The 19,397-nt window shown below is 34.8% G+C and carries 19 protein-coding genes; 9 read left to right on the forward strand and 10 right to left on the reverse strand.

Going from position 1 to position 19,397, the window contains the following annotated elements:
- Positions 1–355 precede the first annotated feature (355 nt).
- Together isdG and V6S17_RS10865 are read right to left on the reverse strand one after the other, a co-directional pair.
- Positions 356–694, reverse strand: a complete 339-nt coding sequence (gene isdG / locus V6S17_RS10860) for a heme oxygenase IsdG (RefSeq protein WP_029091727.1) — start codon at positions 692–694, stop codon at positions 356–358.
- Positions 695–801: 107 nt separating this feature from the next.
- On the reverse strand, positions 802–1,188 hold the full coding sequence (locus V6S17_RS10865; protein WP_029091726.1) for a DUF1149 family protein: 387 nt from the start codon (positions 1,186–1,188) through the stop codon (positions 802–804).
- Positions 1,189–1,401: 213 nt separating this feature from the next.
- On the opposite strand from V6S17_RS10865, the gene V6S17_RS10870 reads away from it, so the two are divergent.
- On the forward strand, positions 1,402–2,283 hold the full coding sequence (locus V6S17_RS10870) for a MetQ/NlpA family ABC transporter substrate-binding protein (RefSeq protein WP_029091725.1): 882 nt from the start codon (positions 1,402–1,404) through the stop codon (positions 2,281–2,283).
- 73 nt (positions 2,284–2,356) lie between these two features.
- On the opposite strand, the gene V6S17_RS10875 is transcribed toward V6S17_RS10870, so the two are convergent.
- From V6S17_RS10875 to V6S17_RS10885, 3 genes are read right to left on the reverse strand one after another with little or no spacing between them, the layout of a single operon-like run.
- Entirely contained in the window at positions 2,357–3,250 is an 894-nt protein-coding gene (locus V6S17_RS10875; RefSeq protein WP_029091724.1) for a glycine betaine ABC transporter substrate-binding protein, read from the reverse strand.
- 11 nt (positions 3,251–3,261) lie between these two features.
- The gene (locus V6S17_RS10880) at positions 3,262–4,104 is read right to left on the reverse strand and encodes an ABC transporter permease (protein ID WP_029091723.1); all 843 of its coding nucleotides are present in this window, start codon (positions 4,102–4,104) and stop codon (positions 3,262–3,264) included.
- Complete coding sequence (locus tag V6S17_RS10885; protein ID WP_029091722.1) at positions 4,104–5,288, reverse strand: quaternary amine ABC transporter ATP-binding protein; 1,185 nt, start codon at positions 5,286–5,288, stop codon at positions 4,104–4,106. Before V6S17_RS10885 ends, V6S17_RS10880 begins: the two co-directional genes overlap by 1 nt.
- A 250-nt stretch (positions 5,289–5,538) precedes the next feature.
- Between V6S17_RS10885 and V6S17_RS10890 the strand changes: the two genes are divergently transcribed.
- From V6S17_RS10890 to V6S17_RS10915, 6 genes are all read left to right on the forward strand, one after another.
- On the forward strand, positions 5,539–5,928 hold the full coding sequence (locus V6S17_RS10890; RefSeq protein WP_029091721.1) for a VOC family protein: 390 nt from the start codon (positions 5,539–5,541) through the stop codon (positions 5,926–5,928).
- A gap of 109 nt (positions 5,929–6,037) precedes the next feature.
- The gene (locus V6S17_RS10895) at positions 6,038–6,787 is read left to right on the forward strand and encodes a tyrosine-protein phosphatase (RefSeq protein WP_029091720.1); all 750 of its coding nucleotides are present in this window, start codon (positions 6,038–6,040) and stop codon (positions 6,785–6,787) included.
- Positions 6,788–6,860: 73 nt separating this feature from the next.
- On the forward strand, positions 6,861–7,850 hold the full coding sequence (dhaK, locus tag V6S17_RS10900) for a dihydroxyacetone kinase subunit DhaK (RefSeq protein WP_029091719.1): 990 nt from the start codon (positions 6,861–6,863) through the stop codon (positions 7,848–7,850).
- Between the two features lie 13 nt (positions 7,851–7,863).
- Entirely contained in the window at positions 7,864–8,460 is a 597-nt protein-coding gene (gene dhaL / locus V6S17_RS10905; protein WP_029091718.1) for a dihydroxyacetone kinase subunit DhaL, read from the forward strand.
- Positions 8,453–8,824: a dihydroxyacetone kinase phosphoryl donor subunit DhaM gene (dhaM, locus tag V6S17_RS10910; RefSeq protein ID WP_029091717.1), complete on the forward strand. Its 372-nt coding sequence runs from the start codon at positions 8,453–8,455 to the stop codon at positions 8,822–8,824. Before dhaL ends, dhaM begins: the two co-directional genes overlap by 8 nt.
- Positions 8,825–9,087: 263 nt before the next feature.
- Complete coding sequence (locus V6S17_RS10915) at positions 9,088–9,999, forward strand: DNA-binding domain-containing protein (RefSeq protein WP_051535987.1); 912 nt, start codon at positions 9,088–9,090, stop codon at positions 9,997–9,999.
- A 522-nt stretch (positions 10,000–10,521) separates the two neighbouring features.
- On the opposite strand, the gene V6S17_RS10920 is transcribed toward V6S17_RS10915, so the two are convergent.
- From V6S17_RS10920 to V6S17_RS10940, 5 genes are all read right to left on the reverse strand, one after another.
- On the reverse strand, positions 10,522–11,691 hold the full coding sequence (locus V6S17_RS10920; protein WP_029091716.1) for an amidohydrolase: 1,170 nt from the start codon (positions 11,689–11,691) through the stop codon (positions 10,522–10,524).
- A gap of 20 nt (positions 11,692–11,711) precedes the next feature.
- A complete protein-coding gene (locus V6S17_RS10925; protein ID WP_029091715.1) occupies positions 11,712–12,911 on the reverse strand; it encodes a DUF819 family protein in 1,200 nt (399 codons plus the stop codon).
- Positions 12,912–13,076: 165 nt separating this feature from the next.
- Complete coding sequence (locus tag V6S17_RS10930) at positions 13,077–14,033, reverse strand: metal ABC transporter substrate-binding protein (RefSeq protein ID WP_029091714.1); 957 nt, start codon at positions 14,031–14,033, stop codon at positions 13,077–13,079.
- Positions 14,017–14,880 (reverse strand): metal ABC transporter permease, encoded by an 864-nt coding sequence (locus V6S17_RS10935; protein ID WP_029091713.1) that lies wholly within the window; start codon positions 14,878–14,880, stop codon positions 14,017–14,019. Before V6S17_RS10935 ends, V6S17_RS10930 begins: the two co-directional genes overlap by 17 nt.
- 9 nt (positions 14,881–14,889) lie before the next feature.
- Positions 14,890–15,582: a metal ABC transporter ATP-binding protein gene (locus tag V6S17_RS10940; protein WP_029091712.1), complete on the reverse strand. Its 693-nt coding sequence runs from the start codon at positions 15,580–15,582 to the stop codon at positions 14,890–14,892.
- A 252-nt stretch (positions 15,583–15,834) separates the two neighbouring features.
- Between V6S17_RS10940 and V6S17_RS10945 the strand changes: the two genes are divergently transcribed.
- The gene (locus V6S17_RS10945; protein ID WP_051535986.1) at positions 15,835–17,499 is read left to right on the forward strand and encodes a peptide ABC transporter substrate-binding protein; all 1,665 of its coding nucleotides are present in this window, start codon (positions 15,835–15,837) and stop codon (positions 17,497–17,499) included.
- Positions 17,500–17,689: 190 nt separating this feature from the next.
- Entirely contained in the window at positions 17,690–19,360 is a 1,671-nt protein-coding gene (locus tag V6S17_RS10950) for a peptide ABC transporter substrate-binding protein (RefSeq protein WP_029091711.1), read from the forward strand.
- Positions 19,361–19,397: the final 37 nt, after the last annotated feature.

Consider the following 19,397-nt stretch of genomic DNA (forward strand, 5'->3'; position numbering starts at 1 on the left):
GCATGGGTTACACACAAATTAAGAGATGGTAACGCTCAAATGTTAAAAAAACGTCTTTTCGTCATATTTGTAATTATTTCTCTCACTGTTTTTTTAATATAAAACACTGTCCTTCCGCGATTTGATGTTTCATTTTATTTATTTTAATATTACAAAACAGCATTTTTTGTCACACTCTATTAATATATAAGCTATAAATTATCCTGTTTTTTCATATCAACTACTATTTATTTTAAATTAAAAACTGCTTTTTTCTCTTATCATTCGAAAAAAATTACCAATCGAGATATTAATTGTATAAAAAAAAGAACCGCAAGATGCGATTCTTTTTTTTTTATAGTTATAAAACTGCTTTTTATAGAGGTAGTTGCTCATGAACAACGTTGTAGCGATCAATTGAGCTGCTGATGATACCTTCACGTTGCTCTTTTTGATGACGGGTATCTTTAGTACGACCATGCGCTTCCTTGAACTGTTTACTCTTAACCCAGTTTTTTTGCGCTTCATCACTTTCCCAACGACTCGTTACAACAACTTCTTCATATTCTTCAGCACTTTGATTATGCCACAATTCAAAACCTAAAAAGCCTTCAACATCTGCGATATTTTTTGATGCATTACCATCCGTAAATTGTGCAATCACGCGTTCACCAAATCCAGGTTCAATTCTAATCGTATTAGTAACAATAATCATATGCAATCTCCTCTATTCTTATGTATATTAAGATTAGTATAATTGATAACGATTATCAATGTCAATGCAATTTGACAGAATTATCTTTTTTTATTTGATAAGTACTTTTAGCTTGGTTCAAATTTCAAATCATATCCTGGTCTATCAAAAGATATTTCAGTTACATCATAAGTCAATCGTTGTACATAATCTAATAAATCACGCGATAATTCCTGTATTGCTTCTTCAGGCACTTTTTGTATTTCATCAAAATAATCTACGAATTGTATCGATTGGGTAACAAGTCCCTCAACTTTAAAATCCTGTAATTGGATATTAAATGTCAATTCTAGGCGACAAATTTTCCCTTTTTCGAAAACTTCACTATCCTCATTACTTACTGGAGCTAGCTCCACAATATTTGTTTGGATTTCTGGCGAAGTAATTTCGTACTGTTTTTCTGGTGTTTCAAAGTTGAATTTCATAACTTTTACATCTGATCGATTGATTTGCATTTTCTTTCCTCCTATTTTGCTTTATTACTATAACTATAACCACTATATATTCTCTTTGCTTATCCCGCTTACTATTTTACCATACACACTCAAATATATTGACTTATACCCCTTATATGATATGCTATTTTACATTAAGAGAAGTTGTCTTTAAAACCATTTATTTCTATTATATGGTGTTATTTTAATGTACAGGTTCACAAGGAGACTAAAATGAAACAAATAAAACACCTTACTTTATTGTTGTCTTTAATATGTTTGGTTCTCTTCATCGCTGGTTGTGGTAAGAAACAACCTAATGAAGCACCACAAGAATTAACAGTCGGAATTTTATCTGACACATTCATTTGGAAGCAACTTGTTCAAGATGCTCAAGAAAAAAATATTAGTATTTCTTTAAAAAAATACCCTAATTCAAACGCCTTAAACAAGGCACTTGCTGCCAAAGAAATTGATATTGCTGGTTCGCAAACTATTAGCGCATTTGACCAATCAGTCAAGGAAAAAAACCTGAATAATCTCGTTGCTGTCGCCTCATCCTATTGGGCGCCAATGGGTTTATACTCAGAGAAGTACACTAAAATTACACAGTTGAAATCAGGTGATACTATCGCATTGCCAAAAGATCCCACTGATTTAGGAAGAGCTTTGGTTATGCTTAATGAAGCTAAGTTAATCAAACTCTCTAAAGAATTTGATGGCATTGGTTCATTAGATAAAATAACATCTAACACTAAAAAGTTAACGTTTGATTTAATTGATGTCGATACTATAAAAACGCCGCTTAAAAACTATGAAGCTGTTATTTTACCAAATGAAAGTGCTTTGAAATATCATTTAGATATTTATAAAGATGCTTTAACAATTGAAGTTGTTGTACCAAAACCATATGTTTCAATTCTAGCAACGCGTACAGATAACCAAACAGATAAAACAGTTCGCCATTTCATTGCCATTAGTCAATCAAAAAAAATGATTGATTACGTTAGTACTCATGCGAAAAACGGTGAACAAATTGTAAAAATTCCAATTGAAGGTTTGCTAAATTATCACGATAGTTACACAGAAAAATTAGAACAACCTTCAGGCCTTTAATAATAAAAAAACGACATAAGAAAGCACCTCCTGCTAATTCGTTAGAATTAGACAAGAGGTGCTCTTTTTTATATTATTTAGAGAGTAAATCTTCGATTGAATTAATATTTTTCATATACGTTGGAACTGCTAAGCCAACTTTAGCGCCTTCAAGGTTAGGACCTAAGTCATCAAGATCATCTTTAAAATCAGAATAAAGTTTCCCTGATGTATTAGGTAACCATGCAGCCACCATTGCATCTGCTTTATTAGTTGCAATTGAAATCCACATTGGTTGAATCTCCATTACTTGAATAGAAACATCATAACCAATACCTCGAAGTACTTCTGCAACAACATTAGTTGAAGCAATTTCAGAATCCCAAGCAACATATGTCATCGTCAACTTATTGCCATTAACTTTTTTAGCGCCTTTTGTCCACTCAGCTACTTTTTTCGGATTTTTTTTAATCCAATTAGCAGCAGCTTCTTGAGGGTCATCGCCATCATTTACTTTCAACATAACATCAGACATATCTTCAGGTGTCCAATAAAAATTATTTAAAACTTTGTATGCCTCTGGTTCATCTTTTTTCAAACCTTTACGTACAACTGTATTAATATTTTCACTTCCACCAAAAACACCTTTTGGATCATCTAAAAATTTCAAATCAAATTTTGTAAACATCCAGTGTGGTTCCCACCCTGTGACAACAATTGGTTGCTTATTTTTAATAGCTTTTCCAAGTGTACTTGTCATTGCGGCTGTTGAACTTGTTTGTAATTGCCACTTATCTTTTTCAAGACCGTAAACTTTCAAAGCTTCAGTAGTTCCGCTCATAACACCTGTCCCAGCATCAATACCGGTAATTGTGTAATTAATTTGTGGACCTAATGGTTCTTTATCATTGTATGCGGCCATTTCAGTACATGAAGCAAGTAGCACCGTAGTGAGAAGTAATACGACAGCGAGGTAATATTTTTTCATCTCGTCAGCACCTACTTTCTTTTAGCCGTGAAGGCTTGGGTCATACGATCTAATATAATAGCAACGATTACAATTGCAAGACCTGCTGTAAATCCAGCTCCAGCTTCGTTACGTCCAACTGCAAAGTAAACTTGCGTTCCTAATCCCATTGCACCGATCATAGATGCAATAACAACCATAGATAATGCAAGCATCATTGTTTGGTTAATACCGGCCATAATTGTTGGTTTAGCCAATGGAAGTTGGACTTTAATTAGTTTCTGCCAACCTGTAGAACCAAATGAATCTGAGGCTTCGGTTAGTTCAGTTGGCACTTCACGAATACCTAAGTTCGTCATACGAACTGTTGGTGGCATTGCGAAAATAACAGATGCAACAACACCCGGTACCATACCAATACCAAAGAATGCAACAGCAGGAATTAAGTAAACAAATGCTGGCATTGTTTGCATAAAGTCTAAGATTGGACGAATAATACTTTCAGCTGTTTTACTTTTAGCCATCCAGATACCTAGAGGGACACCAAAAATAAAGGTAATTAAACTACTTGTGATAACCAAAGTTAATGTTTGCGTCATGTCACGCCAGAAACCAAGGTTCCATATTAACAAGAGTCCCGCTAAAGCAAAGACAATTAAACCATATTTTTTAGTCTTTCTCGTTACAGAGAAAATAATAGCAAGTAATAAAATAATAAATAACCACTCTGGTATTAAATCAAACACCCATTGAATTCCGCCAACAATACCACCAATTACATTGGTCACACCATTGAAAAATCCTTCAAACGTAGTCAGTCGATCAACAATCCAGTCAATCCATACATCTAATGGTAATTTTGGTAATTTATCCATTATTCATCGCCCCCATTTCCTGATAATGCAGCCAGTAATGAACCACGAATAACAATGCCGATAAATTTTTCATCTTTCAACACAGCTAAAGGAACAGGACTTGTAGACATTTCATCAATCAAATCAGTTACCGGTGTATCCGAAGATGTTGTTGGAATATCTCCATGAATGATATCTTCAAATTCGCCTTCACCTTTTTTAATAAACTCTGAAACTTCAAGTGCATGAACGATACCGATCAACTTATGACGACGTGTTACGAAAACACTTGATAAACCTTCTTCACCCATTAATTTAAGAGCAAAACGAGGTCCTCGACGATCGATATCAATTGTTGTTGGACGAATCATCACATTCTCAGCTGTTAAGACTTTAGAACGATCGACATCTTCCGTGAACTCTTCAACATAAGTGTTTGCTGGATTCATCAAAATTTCTTCCGGTGTACCAATTTGTACAACAGAACCGTCTCGCATAATCATAATGCGGTCACCAATTCTTAAAGCTTCATGTAAATCATGCGTAATAAAGATAATTGTTTTCTTCAAATCAGCTTGAAGCTCAATCAATTGCTCTTGCATGTCTTTACGATTTAAAGGATCTAACGCTGAAAAAGCCTCATCCATTAAGAGTACATCAGGATTATTAGCTAATGCTCGTGCTAATCCTACCCGTTGTTGCATCCCACCAGATAATTGATTTGGATATTGTTCACCATATCCTTCTAAACCAACTGTTTTTAAGGCTTTTTCTGCATTTTTGAAACGTTCTTCTTTATCGATACCTTGAATCTCTAAACCGAATTCAACATTCTTTTGAATGGTTCTGTTAGGAAACAAACCGAAATTTTGGAAGACCATACTCATTTTTTTACGACGAACTTCAATTAATTCTTTTTTAGTCATTGTCGCAAGATTTTCACCATCTAACAACATTGCACCAGAAGTTGGCTCTATTAGTTGATTCAACAAGCGGATAAGCGTAGACTTACCACTTCCTGAAAGTCCCATGATTACGAAAATTTCTCCTTCTTCAACATCAAAAGATACCTTGTTAACTCCGACAGTAGCTCCTGTTTGTTTTAAAATCTCTGATTTGGATAGCTTGTCATCTAATAATGATAAAGCTTTTGTTGAATTTTTTCCAAATACTTTTGTTAAATTCTTTACTTCGAACTTAGACATTTTACCCAACCTTCCTTAGTAATTTATTCGTTTGTTCTTGTATAAGCCTAACAAATATTTGACATTGATTCAACAAGGCATGCTTCATTGAAAAACCTTAGTGGCGGCTTATCCCACGCTATCACTACGATAGAGCGCCCTAAAAAAATAATCATTTTTATTAATAAATCCATGTATTTCGGTCGATAAAAGTTGAAATTAGGCACATCTTATACTAGTATTAAGGTAACTATAAAAGGAGTTGTTATCAATGTCATTTAGAATGTTACATACTTGTTACCGTGTCAAAAACTTAGAAAAATCAATCGAATTTTATAAATCTGCGCTTAACTTCCAGGTAGTTAAAGAGCGTGACTTTCCAGAGTCGCAATTTAAGCTTGTTTACTTGAGTAATTCTCTAACTGATGATCGTTATGAATTGGAACTAACTTATAACTATGATCAAACTGAACCTTATGATTTAGGTAATGGTTATGGTCATATCGCTGTTGAAGCTGATGATTTGCAACGCACTCATGCTGCTCATAAAGAGGCCGGATATGAAGTAACAGACTTAAAAAGCCTTTCAAATAATGCTGCAACCTATTATTTCATTACCGATCCTGATGGTTACCGTATTGAAGTCATTCAGGCTAAATAAAAAGGGCCTTTTAACAAATGATTTTTAAGTGTTCACGCACCAAATTACGTCGTTAATTTGGTGCTTTTCTTTATTATTTTCCCAACAGACAGCTGAGGTGATTCAAAAAATGAAAAGAAAGATTATTAATTTCCGCGATATTGGTGGTTTTTCAAATGATTCAAATCAATTTATTAAAGAAAAACAAATTTATCGCGCTGGTAACCTCTCACAAATCAAATCGATTTCTCCTGCATTCTCGTCTTATAAAATTGCCACAGTTATTGATTTACGCACCCTCGTTGAAAAAGGTTATCATTATACGCGTTATGATTTTAAAAATGTGGTCAATGTGCCTCTTGTTGATAAAAGCCGGCAACTACTTAATCGTAAAACCTTAAAACTAATTAGTGGTAAAGCCACTGAAAAAGATTTAGAAAACTTGATGATTGACACGTATAAAAACATGGCTCTCTATTGTCAGGATGAAATCAATACAATTTTTTCTCTACTCACAGAAGAAAAAAACTTCCCGCTATTAATTCATTGCTCTGCTGGTAAAGATCGTACAGGTTTCATTGTCGCTCTAATCCAACTCTTGTTAGAAATCCCGTATCAGATTGTTTTAACGCACTACCTTGCATCAAATGATCATGTTACAAAATCATTAAGAGGACCTGCTCGATTATTAAAAATAATCAGCTTTAATCGTCTTGATGACCAAACATTAAAACCAATTACAACCGTTCGTAAAGAGTATTTAGATGCTGCCTTAGACTTGATTTACGCTAAGCATTCATCGATTGAATCTTTTTTAGTGACTGATTGCAATATGTCTATAGATGATATCAAAAAAATTAAAGACAACCTCCTCAGTTAAAAATTTGCTGTCTGGTTGTTTTAGTTGTAAAATGAAAGCGTATACAAATTATAATGAAGGGAGACGATTTTTTATGAAGAAAATTATGAATCAACCAGAAAATATTGTGAACGAAATGTTGGAGGGTTTAGTGACGATACACGATGATTTAGTCTACCGTGTACCCAATACAAATGTCATTGCTAGATTAGCAAAAACCCCTAATAAAGTTGGGCTAGTTAGTGGCGGTGGCAGCGGGCATGAACCTGCTCACGCTGGTTTTGTTGGCGATGGGATGCTTTCAGCCGCTGCATGTGGGGCTGTATTTACATCACCCTCTCCTGATCAAGTATTAGAAGCGATTAAAGTTGCCGATAACGGTGCTGGTGTACTCATGATTATTAAAAATTATAGTGGGGATATTATGAACTTTGATATGGCAAAAGAATTAGCCGAATTAGAAGATATCAAAGTTGATTTTATCGTTGTTGATGATGATATTGCTGTTGAAGATAGTACCTATACATCGGGACGTCGTGGTGTTGCGGGTACCGTATACGTGCATAAAATTTTAGGCGCAGCCGCTCGATCTGGGTTATCGCTAGAAGAAATTAAAAAAATTGCGGATGATCTTGTGCCGAATATAAAAACACTTGGCTTAGCAATTAAAGCTGCTACTGTTCCAGAAGTTGGTAAACCTGGTTTTGACTTAGGCGATGATGAAATTGAGTTCGGTATCGGCATTCATGGAGAACCAGGTTATCGTAGAGAAAAAATGAAAACATCACAAGAAATGGCGAAAGAGTTAGTGGATACTTTATCACGCAGTATTTCTTTTGAAGGCAACTCATTCGCAATCTTAGTGAACGGGATGGGCGCAACGCCTTTAATGGAACAGTATGTGTTTGCAAATGATGTTTTACCTTTAATTGAAGCTAAGGGTGCAACAGTTGCTTATAAAAAACTCGGGGATTATATGACAGCAATCGACATGGCTGGTATTTCTCTTACTGTTTTGAATATTACTGATCCACGTTATCTTGAATGGCTAGATGAATCAGTCACTACTATTGCATGGAACTAAAGGAGGAATAAACATGTTAACTAATGATAAATTAATTGATTGGCTTACTTTATTTGCGGATGAATTAATCGCCAACAAAGCTTACTTGAGTGACTTAGATTCTCCTATCGGTGATGGAGATCATGGAGTAAATATGGCACGTGGCGCGACTTTTCTTAAAGAGGCATTTAGTGAGAAACAACCACAAAACATTTCTGAAACATTGAAATTAACGGGAATGACACTTTTAAGCAAAGTAGGAGGCGCTTCTGGGCCTCTCTACGGCTCAGCTTTTATTGAAATGAGTAAAGTGACTGAAGAAAAATTAAACTCCGAGGCTCTGATTACAAACCTTAAAAACGGGATGGCCGCTGTTGGTAAACGTGGAAAATCGACTGTTGGTGAAAAAACAATGCTTGATGTTTGGGACCCAGTCATAAAAAGCTTAGAAAAAAATGAACTTTCTTCTGAAGCAATCACTACTTTTGTTGATAAAACAAAAGATATCCTTGCAACAAAAGGTAGAGCAGCCTTCCTTGGTGAAAGATCCATTGGACATATTGATCCAGGTGCTGCTTCGTCCGGCTTGTTGTTTTCAACAATGTTGAAAGCAGGTGTTCTCAATGACTGAATTCGGTATTGTGATTATTTCTCATGTCCCTGAAATTGCTTCAGGTGTTGTGTCGCTTCTGAAAGAAGCCTCAAAAGACGTACCTATCACCTATTCTGGTGGTAATGACGATAATGAAATTGGAACTAGTTTTTCAAAGATAGAAACAGCTATAAACAAGAACTCTGCTAGTTCTATCTACGCTTTTTACGATTTAGGAAGTGCTAAAATGAATTTAGAGATGGTTGCAGAACTCAGTGATAAAAACATCACTATTTATGATACAGCATTGATTGAAGGTGCCTATACAGCTGCTGCATTATTAGCAACAGGGGCTTCAAAAGATATTGTGGAGGAACAATTAAAACCACTTGTTATTAAATAACTATCATTTTTTAACAAATTCTTTTAAAAAACAACCCTTTCTTTTATTGCTATAAATTAACAAAAATTGACACTCTATTTTTCAAAACAACAAAAGACTGATATACCTGCTTTCAGAGGGGTATATTTTTTTTTTTTCATAAAATGTGTTTTAAAACTAGTATTTTGTGTTTTACAAAAGACTAGTTACTATGTCAAACTATAAATATAATCATATATTATTTAATAAAACAGTTACTATATATACACAGAGGAGGAAAAAAAATGAAGAAAAAAGAATTAATGTTACTATTCTCTCAACTAAGAGAATCACCAATTGATTCAGACAAGAATAATAAAAAAGAATTAATGGCTATGGCCGAAAAGCACAACGTTGCATTTAAAACGCTTCAGGAATTCCGAAATTTAATAACTGAAACATATCAAGAAATTGAAAAACGTGGCGGTGTCGAAAAATATATTCATTCCGATACAAGTTGGTTAAAATCAGAACTTCAATTACTACTATTATCTTATCAATTCTGTTCAGACTATGGCTTGAAAATCGCAGATATCTCAGATCTTATCAGCTCTAATCAATCCAATCTTTTTCCAAAAACACCTAGCCAGTTGCAAAATACGTTTTATAAATTGAAAAAAGATGAAATCCTTGTAGAAGAGATATGTAAAAGTAAACCTGGACGAAAACGTAAATCAAAATCTGAAAAAACCGCAAATTTGAAAGCCTTACAAGCAAAGAAAAAGAAACAGTCAGTAACGTATTCTAATCCAGAAATATTACGGTTACTATCTGATACAATGAATAATGTTCAATCCCTCTCACATAATCCTAATAATAAAGATAAAATCAATGATGTTTATCAACTTATAAACGGCTTGCATACTTTATCCGAAATGGCTGTTGATGCAAGTAATATTCAAGCCACAAACACAAATACATTAAATGATTATATTTCTCTAAAAAGCCGCTTTCTTAACTTAGAATTAGAACAAGAACGTTTGCGTAAAAAATATTATCGTTTACAACTACTTGTAGCAAGCTATATTTTCTTAGAAGATAATAAACTCCATGGACATCTAGACGATTTTATAGATGAGGCTCGAGAGATATTAGCACTTCAAGGTGTTACTTTTGAAAATCATGTGAAAATTGAAGAGTTGATTGAAGCCTTATAAATAAAAATGAGAACAGTGTCTACCTTATAAAAGGTAGACACTGTTCTCATTTTACATTTAATTTGTGAAGAAAAACTAATGATGTATTTATCCATTCCAATTGAGATAAAGTAGGTGTAACGGTACTTTTAAGAAAATAGATGAAGACTACTCGCTTTCTTAAAAGTTTGGTACTCTTAAGACATTTACATAAGGATTGGTACTCGCTTGCGCTCCGTCCCATACTGTTCTCGTAAAGCGGATAAAACCGCTACGATAACAGCACCCATACTACTCTCGTAAAGCGGATGAATCCACTACGATATCAGCACCCCTACTACTCTCATAAAAACGGATGAATCCACTACGATATTAGCACTCCTACTATCCTTGTAAACTCATAACTTCGCAACAATATCAGCTGCTTATCCTTCTTTCAACAATCAGTCTATCCTAACTGAAATTTCTAATCTAACGAATGTTTTTAAGTTTTCCCAATTTCTTGAAGAACGAACGAGCTGTCTTCACTTTTAAATTATAATCTCATTTATTAAGGTATTCGAATGCATAGTTGGCGTACAATGTGGCTCCAACTCTCATGCCTTCCTCATCTATATTAAAACGACCATGATGATGAGCCCACTCTGTATCTTTTTCTGGATTACCTGAACCAACTAAAGCAAAACAACCTGGGATTGATTGAATATAGGCACTAAAATCCTCACCGCCTGTTGTTGGTGGCTCATGTTTAACAGCCTCTATCCCATATAAATCAGCCACCAGTGATTGAGCAAACAACGCACTGCTTTCTTCATTAATTACAGGCGCAGTTCCTTTCCTGTAATTAACTTTTGCTGTTGCACCATAGATACCTGCAACATGGTCAGCATATTCATTAATACGTTGAATCATACGATCTTGAGTCGCTTCATCAAAACAACGTACGGTACCTTCCAGACGCGCATTTTCAGCAATCACATTGAAGCGTGTGCCCACTTCCATCTTCCCTACCGTAAATACTACGGGATTTAAGGGATTAACTTCTCGTGCAACGATAGCTTGTGCATTCATTACAAATGATGAGGCGACCACCGCAACATCGATCGTTCCTTCAGGCATTGCACCGTGTCCACCTTTTCCTTTGAAATCAATTGTTACGACATCAGCTGATGCAAATGCAGATCCTGGATCAACAGCTACTTGACCGACAGGTACTTGCGACCAAATATGAATACCAAAAGCATTGTCGACACCTTCAACTGCACCTTGTCTTACCATTTCATCAGCACCTTCAGCATTTTCTTCTGAGGGTTGAAAAATAAAGCGAACCGTTCCATGTAATTCGTTTTGATATTTCTTTAAAACTTTTGCTGCAGTAACTAACATCGCAGTATGCGCATCATGTCCACATGCATGCATTTTACCATCTTCCACGGAACGATAACTCAATTCACGATTAAGTTCGTATACCGGTAAAGCATCCATGTCTGCTCGCAATGCCACCGTTTTACCAGGATGTGCCCCTACTAAATTCGCGATAATACCTGTGGGTTTTGTTCTAACAAATGGAATGTCTAACTCTGTTAAAACCGCAGCTACTTTTTCTGTTGTCCTAACTTCTTCCCACTGCAACTCAGGATGCGCGTGTAAATCTCGTCTGAATGCTACCATTTCATCAAATAATCCGTCAACTTCTTCTGCTAATTTATTCATTTTTTCCACTTCCTTTTCTGTTAAAGTCCAATTAAAATAGGGGCGAAAATCCCTGCTAACACCACTGAGACCATTGTGACTGATATAAAACCGCCAACTAACATGGGTGGTAACATGTAACTACGTAAAACAATGCGCTCTTCTTCATCTTCTGTTAAGGCAGCTACTACTTCATTCGTAATAATATAATCTGCTGGAAATCCATACAATGCAGTTAATGCAACTGCAAATGCCATATTAGTGCTTATTTTAAGTATTTTCGCGGCGATAAACGAAAAAATATACATACCAATGACTCCTATCACAATAATTAAAACCATTGGTCCCACTAATTCTTGTAACATTTTTGGTGTTGCATTTTTTATTCCATCAAATATGAATAACATTAAACCCATGATGGCAAACCCTTGTCCGTTGGCTTTCTCAAGTGGTTTTGTTTCTAAAAAACCAAGTGACGAAGCAATAACACCAAATAACAAACATAATACAAACGGACTCACTGTCAAAATTGGAGCTAATGCAGTTGATGCCAAGTAAGCCAAACAAGCAATGATTGCTAATCGAGCCAACTTAAAGAAATTGGTATTATATCTGATAGGTACTTTTGCGAATAATTTTGGCTGTTTATCGATTGTTTCACTAACAACATCAGATACATTTACTTCTGGCTTCCAACTTCCTTCACGATAATCCTTCAACAAACGTCGCCCTTCTTTTTTCAAAAAAATCGATGTTAACGGGTAACCCGCGAATCCTTGCATCACATATATTAAAATTGCTAATACGGACAAAGACGTTAAACCTGCCGTTTGTGCTGCTTCAGACATTATTAGTGCTGAAACAATACCTCCAACCAATGGTGGCCCTGCAACTAAAATTGTCTCAAGATCTAAGAACCAATATCCAATTGTAAAAAGTAATACTAACATACCGATAATACCACTTAATGAAATAACAATTGTTTTCCACTGATTTAGCAGCTCTTTAAACGATAATAAGGTTCCAAGATTTGTGATCAAGAGGTACATTAACATCACTGCTACGCCTCCAGAGATACCTGAAACTTCCACAATGTTTTTCGGAAAAAAAGTCCAATAACCGATTAAAAATAATAGTGCACTAATAAAAACTGATGAAACCCATGCTTTTGTTCTGACTGAAACAAGATCACCGATAAATAAAATCGTTACTAAAATCGCCAATGCTACTGGTTGTGCCATATGTCCACTTCCTCTTCTGAATTTTCTGAATATTCAACTTAAATAAGCTATGTCTATTACAGTACACAGTTATTCTATAAGTTGCAACGTTTATTTATATCATTTTAAATATGAGTGCATAAAAAAACAGTCCTATTATCTTTCAATAGGACTGTTTTTCACTACTTATTTTGATAAACCATCATGGATTTGTTTAATGTTCCATTCCATCATACTTAAATACGTATCACCAGGTTCACCTTTGTTCGCTAAGGAATCTGTAAAAAGTTTCCCCTCATGGATTGGTACGCCAGTTTCTTGCGATAGTGTTTTCATACTCTTATCATTAACACTTGTTTCAACAAACAAACTTGGTAACTTTAAATCCTTCGCTAAATCAACAATACGTGTTAACTGATCAGGTGTTCCCTCATTTTCTGAATTAATTTCCCAGATATATTCCGCTCGTAAGCCATACGCTTGCGTGAAATATTTAAAGGCGCCTTCACTTGTGATAAGAATTGCTTTATCTTTTGGAATATCAGACATCTGTTTCTTCGCCTTTTTATCCACGACTTCTAATTTAGAAATATAAGCTGCTGCGTTCTTCTCATAATCAGCTCTATTATCAGGGTCTTTTTCTGATAATGTTTTTTCAATGTTTTGTATATATTTAATACCATTTTGGATTGATAACCACGCATGTGGGTCCTGCTCATTTTCTTGGCCTTTAGACTCTAGATGGATTGGGTCAATACCTTTTGAAACAGCGAAAGTAACTTTGTCCTCTTTATCTTTTTGTTGAGTGCTATCCAACAACTTCGTAAACCAACCATTTCCTGTCTCTAAGTTTAAACCATTATAAAATATCAACTCAGCCTTGGATGTTTTTGCGGTATCTGCTGGTAAAGGTTCATGTTCATGTGGATCTTGTGCAATCGGTACGAGACTGTGAACATCCACATGTTTTCCTCCAACTTGATTAACCATATCTTCTAAAATTGAATTTGTAACAACAATTGATAATTTGCCCTCATCGCTCTTTTTTTCATCTTTACCTGCACTTGTACCACAAGCCGTTAGCATGAGTAAAGCCGCAATCATTAACGTTACATAGATCTTTTTTTTATACAGAAATTTCATTGCTTTTTTCTCCCCTTTTTTTATTGGATTTGAAAGATAGTGTACTTTTCTTAGAAAAGATAAATGCTAGTATAAATAAAATGGTAGCACTCATTACAATTGTTGGTCCTGAAGCAAAGTTATTCACAAAACTAAAATATAAGCCACTAACAGAACTAACCATTCCGATGATTGTTGATAAAACAATCATATGACTCAACTTATTAGTTAATAAGTATGCCGTTGATGCGGGGATAACCAACATCGCTACTACAAGAATTACCCCAACAGTTTGTAAAGCTACGACCGTTACTAGTGTTAGTAAAACCATTAAAAAATAATGGATTACTTTTGTGTTTAAGCCATAACTTTTTGCAATTGTTTCATCGAAGGTACTGACAAACAGTTCCTTATAAAAAATAATCACCAATAACAATACCAGCATCGTAACTACCAATGTTATCCACATATCCACACGTTGCACAGCCAATATATTTCCGAATAATATGTGATAAAGATTGGTAGAACTTTTTGCCATTGTTACCAAAATCATACCGAGCGCTAAAAAAGAACTCAAAATAATACCGATTGCTGAATCATTTTTCAGCGGACTCTTATCACTAATAAATCCGATACCTAATGCTGCTAAAATACCAAAAATTGTTGAGCCAATTAAAAAGTTAATACCTAACATATACGAAATAGCGACACCTGGTAAAACCGCATGGGAAATGGCATCTCCCATTAATGACATCCCTCGTAAAACTACAAAACTACCGATAACACCCGAACTTACCCCTACCAATATAGATGTAATCAATGCTTGTTGTAAAAAATTATATTCTTTCACTGCTTCGATAAAAATAATGGTCCCCTCCTATACGTGAATTTCAATTCCATAGATTTTTTTCAATGATTGTGGTGTAAACAGCTCATCCACAGATCCAAATAACGTATAATCTGGATGTAACAGAATAACATCATCAAAATATTCTCTTACTTTTGTCAAATCATGGTGAACAATCACTACTGTTTTACCTGCTGCTTTAAGTTTACGAATACGCTTCATGATAATGCCTTCACTCACCATATCAACACCTGCAAAAGGTTCATCGAGTAAATAAATATCTGCTTCTTGAACCAATGCGCGTGCAATAACTACACGTTGTAATTGACCCCCTGATAACTCTGATATTTGTCTTTTGACAAATTCTGCCATTTCAACAGACTCTAAACTCTCAATGACTTTTTCTTTTTCCTTTTTACCTGGGCGTTTAAATAAACCCAATGATGGATAAGTTCCCATTAAAACCATATCGAATACTGTAATCGGGAATGTTAAATCAATTGATTGTCGCTGTGGTACATATGAGATGATATCTTTCTCATTATTTAAGGTGATTGTTCCAGTATCAGAAGGTATTAATTTCATAATAGCCTTTATAAATGTCGATTTACCAGCACCATTTGGTCCTAATACACCTGTTAGCTTTCCTGCTTTTATCGTTAAACTTACATCATTAAGCACCTGGTTATTACCGTATGAAACGGATAAATTTTTTATTTCCATAGCTCCTCCTTTGTTGTCTATAACTAATAATGTTTCCCTAGACCAACTTAATCAAAGTATACTTGAGAACACTTCCGCTTGTAAAGTGTTTTCTCTTATTAATTACGTTCCCTTTTATCGGAATAATCTGTTATTTCTATTTTATCTATTTACAGACTATTCTAAATATTGTATAGTATACAGAATACATTCGTCTCTTATACATTGTATGTGTTTAATGTATGAGGAAAATTCGATATTGGGGGAAATGACATGAAACTTAAATCTTGGAAGAAAAAAGGAACACTGGTAACATCTGTTGTTCTAACGGCTGTTATCTTAGGCGCATGTGGTAGCTCTGGGGCAAAAGATGACAAAAAATCAGAAACAGCTTCAAAAATTAAATTAAGTGCTCAAACAAACATCTCATATATGGATTCACGTCTTGCTACTGATGAATCAAGTATACAAACGCTTAATCAAACGAATGAAGGACTCTATACGTATGATTTAGAGGGTAAATTAATTCCAGCAGCTGCGAAAGAAAAAGCTCAAACAAACAAAGACAAAACTGTTTATACATTTACACTTCGTGATGATGCAAAATGGTCTAATGACAAGCCTGTAACAGCGGAAGATTTTGTTTATGCTTGGAAAAGCGCCGTTGATCCTAAAACAGGTTCACAATACTCATATCTTTATGATGGCGTTGTGAAAAACGCAACAGCCATTCTTGGTGGTAAGAAAAATCCTAAAGAATTAGGTATCAAAGCGGTTGATTATAAAAAAATTGAAGTCACTTTGGAAAAACCCGTACCTTACTTTGAGTCATTACTTGCGTTCTCTGTTTTCTTCCCATTAAATGAAGAGTTTGTAAAAGATCAAGGTGATAAATATGCAAAAAACAGTGAGCATATTCTTTTTAATGGGCCATATAAAATGAAAGATTGGGACCCAACTTCTGACTCATGGACACTTGTTAAAAATGATAAGTACTGGGATAAGAAAAATGTGAAAACAGATACTTTTGTTTATAACGTTATTGCTAACTCTGGTACAGGTGCAAACTTATTCGAAACTGGCGAATTAGATCGTGCTGAATTAACAGGTGATTTCGCTAAACAATACAAATCAAACGAGAATTTTGTTAGTACAGCAGGTGCTTTTATGTATTACATCAAATACAGCCAAAAAGTAGATGTTGCAAAAACTGGACTTGATAATCTTAACTTACGTAAAGCATTAAATGCTGCAATTGATAGCAAAGGCTTAACTGAACATGTCCTTTCTAACGGTTCAACACCTGCTGAAGGTATTGTTCCTGCTAACTTCGTAACAAATCCTGATACAGGTGCTGATTTCCGTAAAGATGCTAAACCAGTTATTAAATTTGATGCAACTGAAGCGAAAAAATTGTTAGAGCTTGCGAAAAAGGAAACAGGCAAATCAACATTTACAATTGAATTATTAAACGATGATGCTGATGGTAGTAAACCAACAGCCGAATACATTCAAGATCAATGGCAAAAAAACCTTCCTGGCGTAAAGGTATCGTTAAAAACATTACCTTATAAAAACAGACTTGAACTTAATGCCAGTGGTGATTTCCAAGCGCAATTAACACGTTGGGGACCAGATTATCAAGACCCTTCAACATACATTGACCTCTTTAAAACTGGTTCTTCATATAATATGATGGATTACAGCAACCCTAAATTTGATGATTTACTTGTTGAAGCTTCAACAACTCAAGCTACTAAACCATTAGAACGTTGGAACACTTATATTGAAGCTGAAAAAATTGCGATCAAAGATGACGCTGCTTCTGCACCACTTTATCAAAATGCAATTGCTTCTTTAGAAAATCCAAAACTTAAAAACTTTAAACGTTTCCCATATACTATGACTGCTTTAAAATATGTTTATCTTGAAAAATAAATAATTTTAATTTAAAAAAGACTAGCAAACAGAAATTGTTTGCTAGTCTTTTTGTATGCCACTATACATTATTTTTAATTAATACCTGTATTTTTAAATTACACACATTAATATTTTATAAAAAAAACGTTTACATTAACATTTTTCTGCTGTACGATTTAGTTAATCGTGACCTAAGGGGGAATTATTTATGGTAAAAAAAACGCATGTTTTTCGTCTCTTGCTAATTATTGTTGCAAGCACTGCACTTCTAATGACTGCCTGCTCAAATAAATCTGGAAAAGGCGAAGCTACTGAAGAAAAAATAACAAATGATACACCGATACATTTATCTACCCAAGTTCCTATCAGCACACTTGATCCTCGTCTCATTGCTGATAGATCGAGCATGGAACACCTCAATCAAACAAATGAAGGTTTGTATGCTTATAACGCTGAAGGGCAACTCACACCAGCGGCAGCTGCTGATTTCCCTAAAATAAATAAAGAGCGTACTATCTATACAATTCCAATCAGAAAAAATGGCATTTGGTCTAATGGTGACCCTGTCACAGCTCATGATTTTGAATATTCATGGAAAAGTGCTATTTCACCAAATTCTGGTTCACAACTCACTTATATGTTCGACGGTCTTTTGAAAAATGCAAATGCAATACTAAAAAACGAGGCTAAACCAGAAAGTTTAGGTGTAAAAGCTTTGGATGATTATACGCTTCAAGTAACGTTAGAACGTCCTGTTGCCTATTTTCCAAGACTGTTACCGTATACAATTTTCTATCCTATCAATGAAAAATACGCAAATAAACAAGGTGATAAATTCGGAACAGATGCTGAACATATTTTGTTCAATGGTCCCTATATCATTAAAAACTGGAAACAATCTGCAAACTCATGGCGTTATGAACAAAACAAAGATTATTGGAATAAAGATAGCGTAAAAACTGCTAACTTTACCTTTGATGTTGTTCCTGATTCTAATACTGGCGCCAATCTGTTTGAAGCAAAAAAACTTGATTATGTTGAATTGTCTAGCGACTTTGCTAAACAATATAAGGATAATAAAGATTTTGTTGCCTTTCCCGGTGATACAACCAAATTTATTCGGTTCAACCAAAAACATGACGTTAATACTAGCCACCTTGACAATACTGATTTACGGTTAGCTTTATCATTGGCAATTGATCGTGACATGTTGGTGAATAAAGTACTTGATAATGGTTCGACTGTAACAAAAGGCTTAGTACCTGCTGGTTTTGTTTCCAATCCTGTAACTAAAAAAGATTATCGCAAACAAGCACCTGATGTTGTTTTTTCTAATAATGAAGCTGCACAAGAACACTTTGCAAAAGCAAAAAAAGCTTTGGCAAAACAAACCTTCTCTATCGAATTGTTAGTTGATGATAGTGATAATTCCAAAGTTGTTTCTGAATTTGTTAAAGAACAATGGGAGAAAAAACTTCCGGGTGTCAATGTTGAAATCAAACGTGTTCCTGCTAAATTACGACAAGAATTAGATGGAAAAGGCGATTATCAAGCACAATTAACTGGCTGGTCGCCAAACTATCAAGATCCACTGACTTATTTAGAAATATTCAAAAGCTCGTATCCTGGTGAATCAATGGGCTACAAAAATGAAAAATTCGATCAGTTAATTAACGATGTTGAGACTAAATTATATGATAATGAAACTGAACGTTGGAAAACAATGGTTGAAGCTGAAAAAGTAGCCATTGAAGAAAGTGCTGCTGTAGCGCCACTATTCGTTAACTCCGTTACCGTTTTAAAAAATCCGGAATTGCAAGACTATAAATTACATCCCTATACGCTGTTAGCACTTCGTTATATGTATCTGGGTAAATAAGAAAATCCCCAAGAAGTTAGAGTGTTCATCTACTTCT

It is taken from the genome of Brochothrix thermosphacta DSM 20171 = FSL F6-1036 (assembly GCF_036884295.1).
Taxonomy (GTDB): domain Bacteria; phylum Bacillota; class Bacilli; order Lactobacillales; family Listeriaceae; genus Brochothrix; species Brochothrix thermosphacta.

What these genes read in the sequence shown, in the direction of transcription:
- V6S17_RS10885 (WP_029091722.1), bottom strand. Translation starts at nt 5,288, where the DNA reads ATGTCTAAGTTCGAAGTAAAGAATTTAACAAAAGTATTTGGAAAAAAT.
- V6S17_RS10865 (WP_029091726.1), bottom strand. Translation starts at nt 1,188, where the DNA reads ATGCAAATCAATCGATCAGATGTAAAAGTTATGAAATTCAACTTTGAA.
- V6S17_RS10950 (WP_029091711.1), top strand. Translation starts at nt 17,690, where the DNA reads ATGGTAAAAAAAACGCATGTTTTTCGTCTCTTGCTAATTATTGTTGCA.
- dhaL (WP_029091718.1), top strand. Translation starts at nt 7,864, where the DNA reads ATGTTAACTAATGATAAATTAATTGATTGGCTTACTTTATTTGCGGAT.
- V6S17_RS10875 (WP_029091724.1), bottom strand. Translation starts at nt 3,250, where the DNA reads ATGAAAAAATATTACCTCGCTGTCGTATTACTTCTCACTACGGTGCTA.
- V6S17_RS10915 (WP_051535987.1), top strand. Translation starts at nt 9,088, where the DNA reads ATGAAGAAAAAAGAATTAATGTTACTATTCTCTCAACTAAGAGAATCA.
- V6S17_RS10920 (WP_029091716.1), bottom strand. Translation starts at nt 11,691, where the DNA reads ATGAATAAATTAGCAGAAGAAGTTGACGGATTATTTGATGAAATGGTA.
- V6S17_RS10890 (WP_029091721.1), top strand. Translation starts at nt 5,539, where the DNA reads ATGTCATTTAGAATGTTACATACTTGTTACCGTGTCAAAAACTTAGAA.
- dhaM (WP_029091717.1), top strand. Translation starts at nt 8,453, where the DNA reads ATGACTGAATTCGGTATTGTGATTATTTCTCATGTCCCTGAAATTGCT.
- V6S17_RS10945 (WP_051535986.1), top strand. Translation starts at nt 15,835, where the DNA reads ATGAAACTTAAATCTTGGAAGAAAAAAGGAACACTGGTAACATCTGTT.
- V6S17_RS10940 (WP_029091712.1), bottom strand. Translation starts at nt 15,582, where the DNA reads ATGGAAATAAAAAATTTATCCGTTTCATACGGTAATAACCAGGTGCTT.
- V6S17_RS10925 (WP_029091715.1), bottom strand. Translation starts at nt 12,911, where the DNA reads ATGGCACAACCAGTAGCATTGGCGATTTTAGTAACGATTTTATTTATC.
- V6S17_RS10895 (WP_029091720.1), top strand. Translation starts at nt 6,038, where the DNA reads ATGAAAAGAAAGATTATTAATTTCCGCGATATTGGTGGTTTTTCAAAT.
- isdG (WP_029091727.1), bottom strand. Translation starts at nt 694, where the DNA reads ATGATTATTGTTACTAATACGATTAGAATTGAACCTGGATTTGGTGAA.
- dhaK (WP_029091719.1), top strand. Translation starts at nt 6,861, where the DNA reads ATGAAGAAAATTATGAATCAACCAGAAAATATTGTGAACGAAATGTTG.
- V6S17_RS10880 (WP_029091723.1), bottom strand. Translation starts at nt 4,104, where the DNA reads ATGGATAAATTACCAAAATTACCATTAGATGTATGGATTGACTGGATT.
- V6S17_RS10870 (WP_029091725.1), top strand. Translation starts at nt 1,402, where the DNA reads ATGAAACAAATAAAACACCTTACTTTATTGTTGTCTTTAATATGTTTG.
- V6S17_RS10930 (WP_029091714.1), bottom strand. Translation starts at nt 14,033, where the DNA reads ATGAAATTTCTGTATAAAAAAAAGATCTATGTAACGTTAATGATTGCG.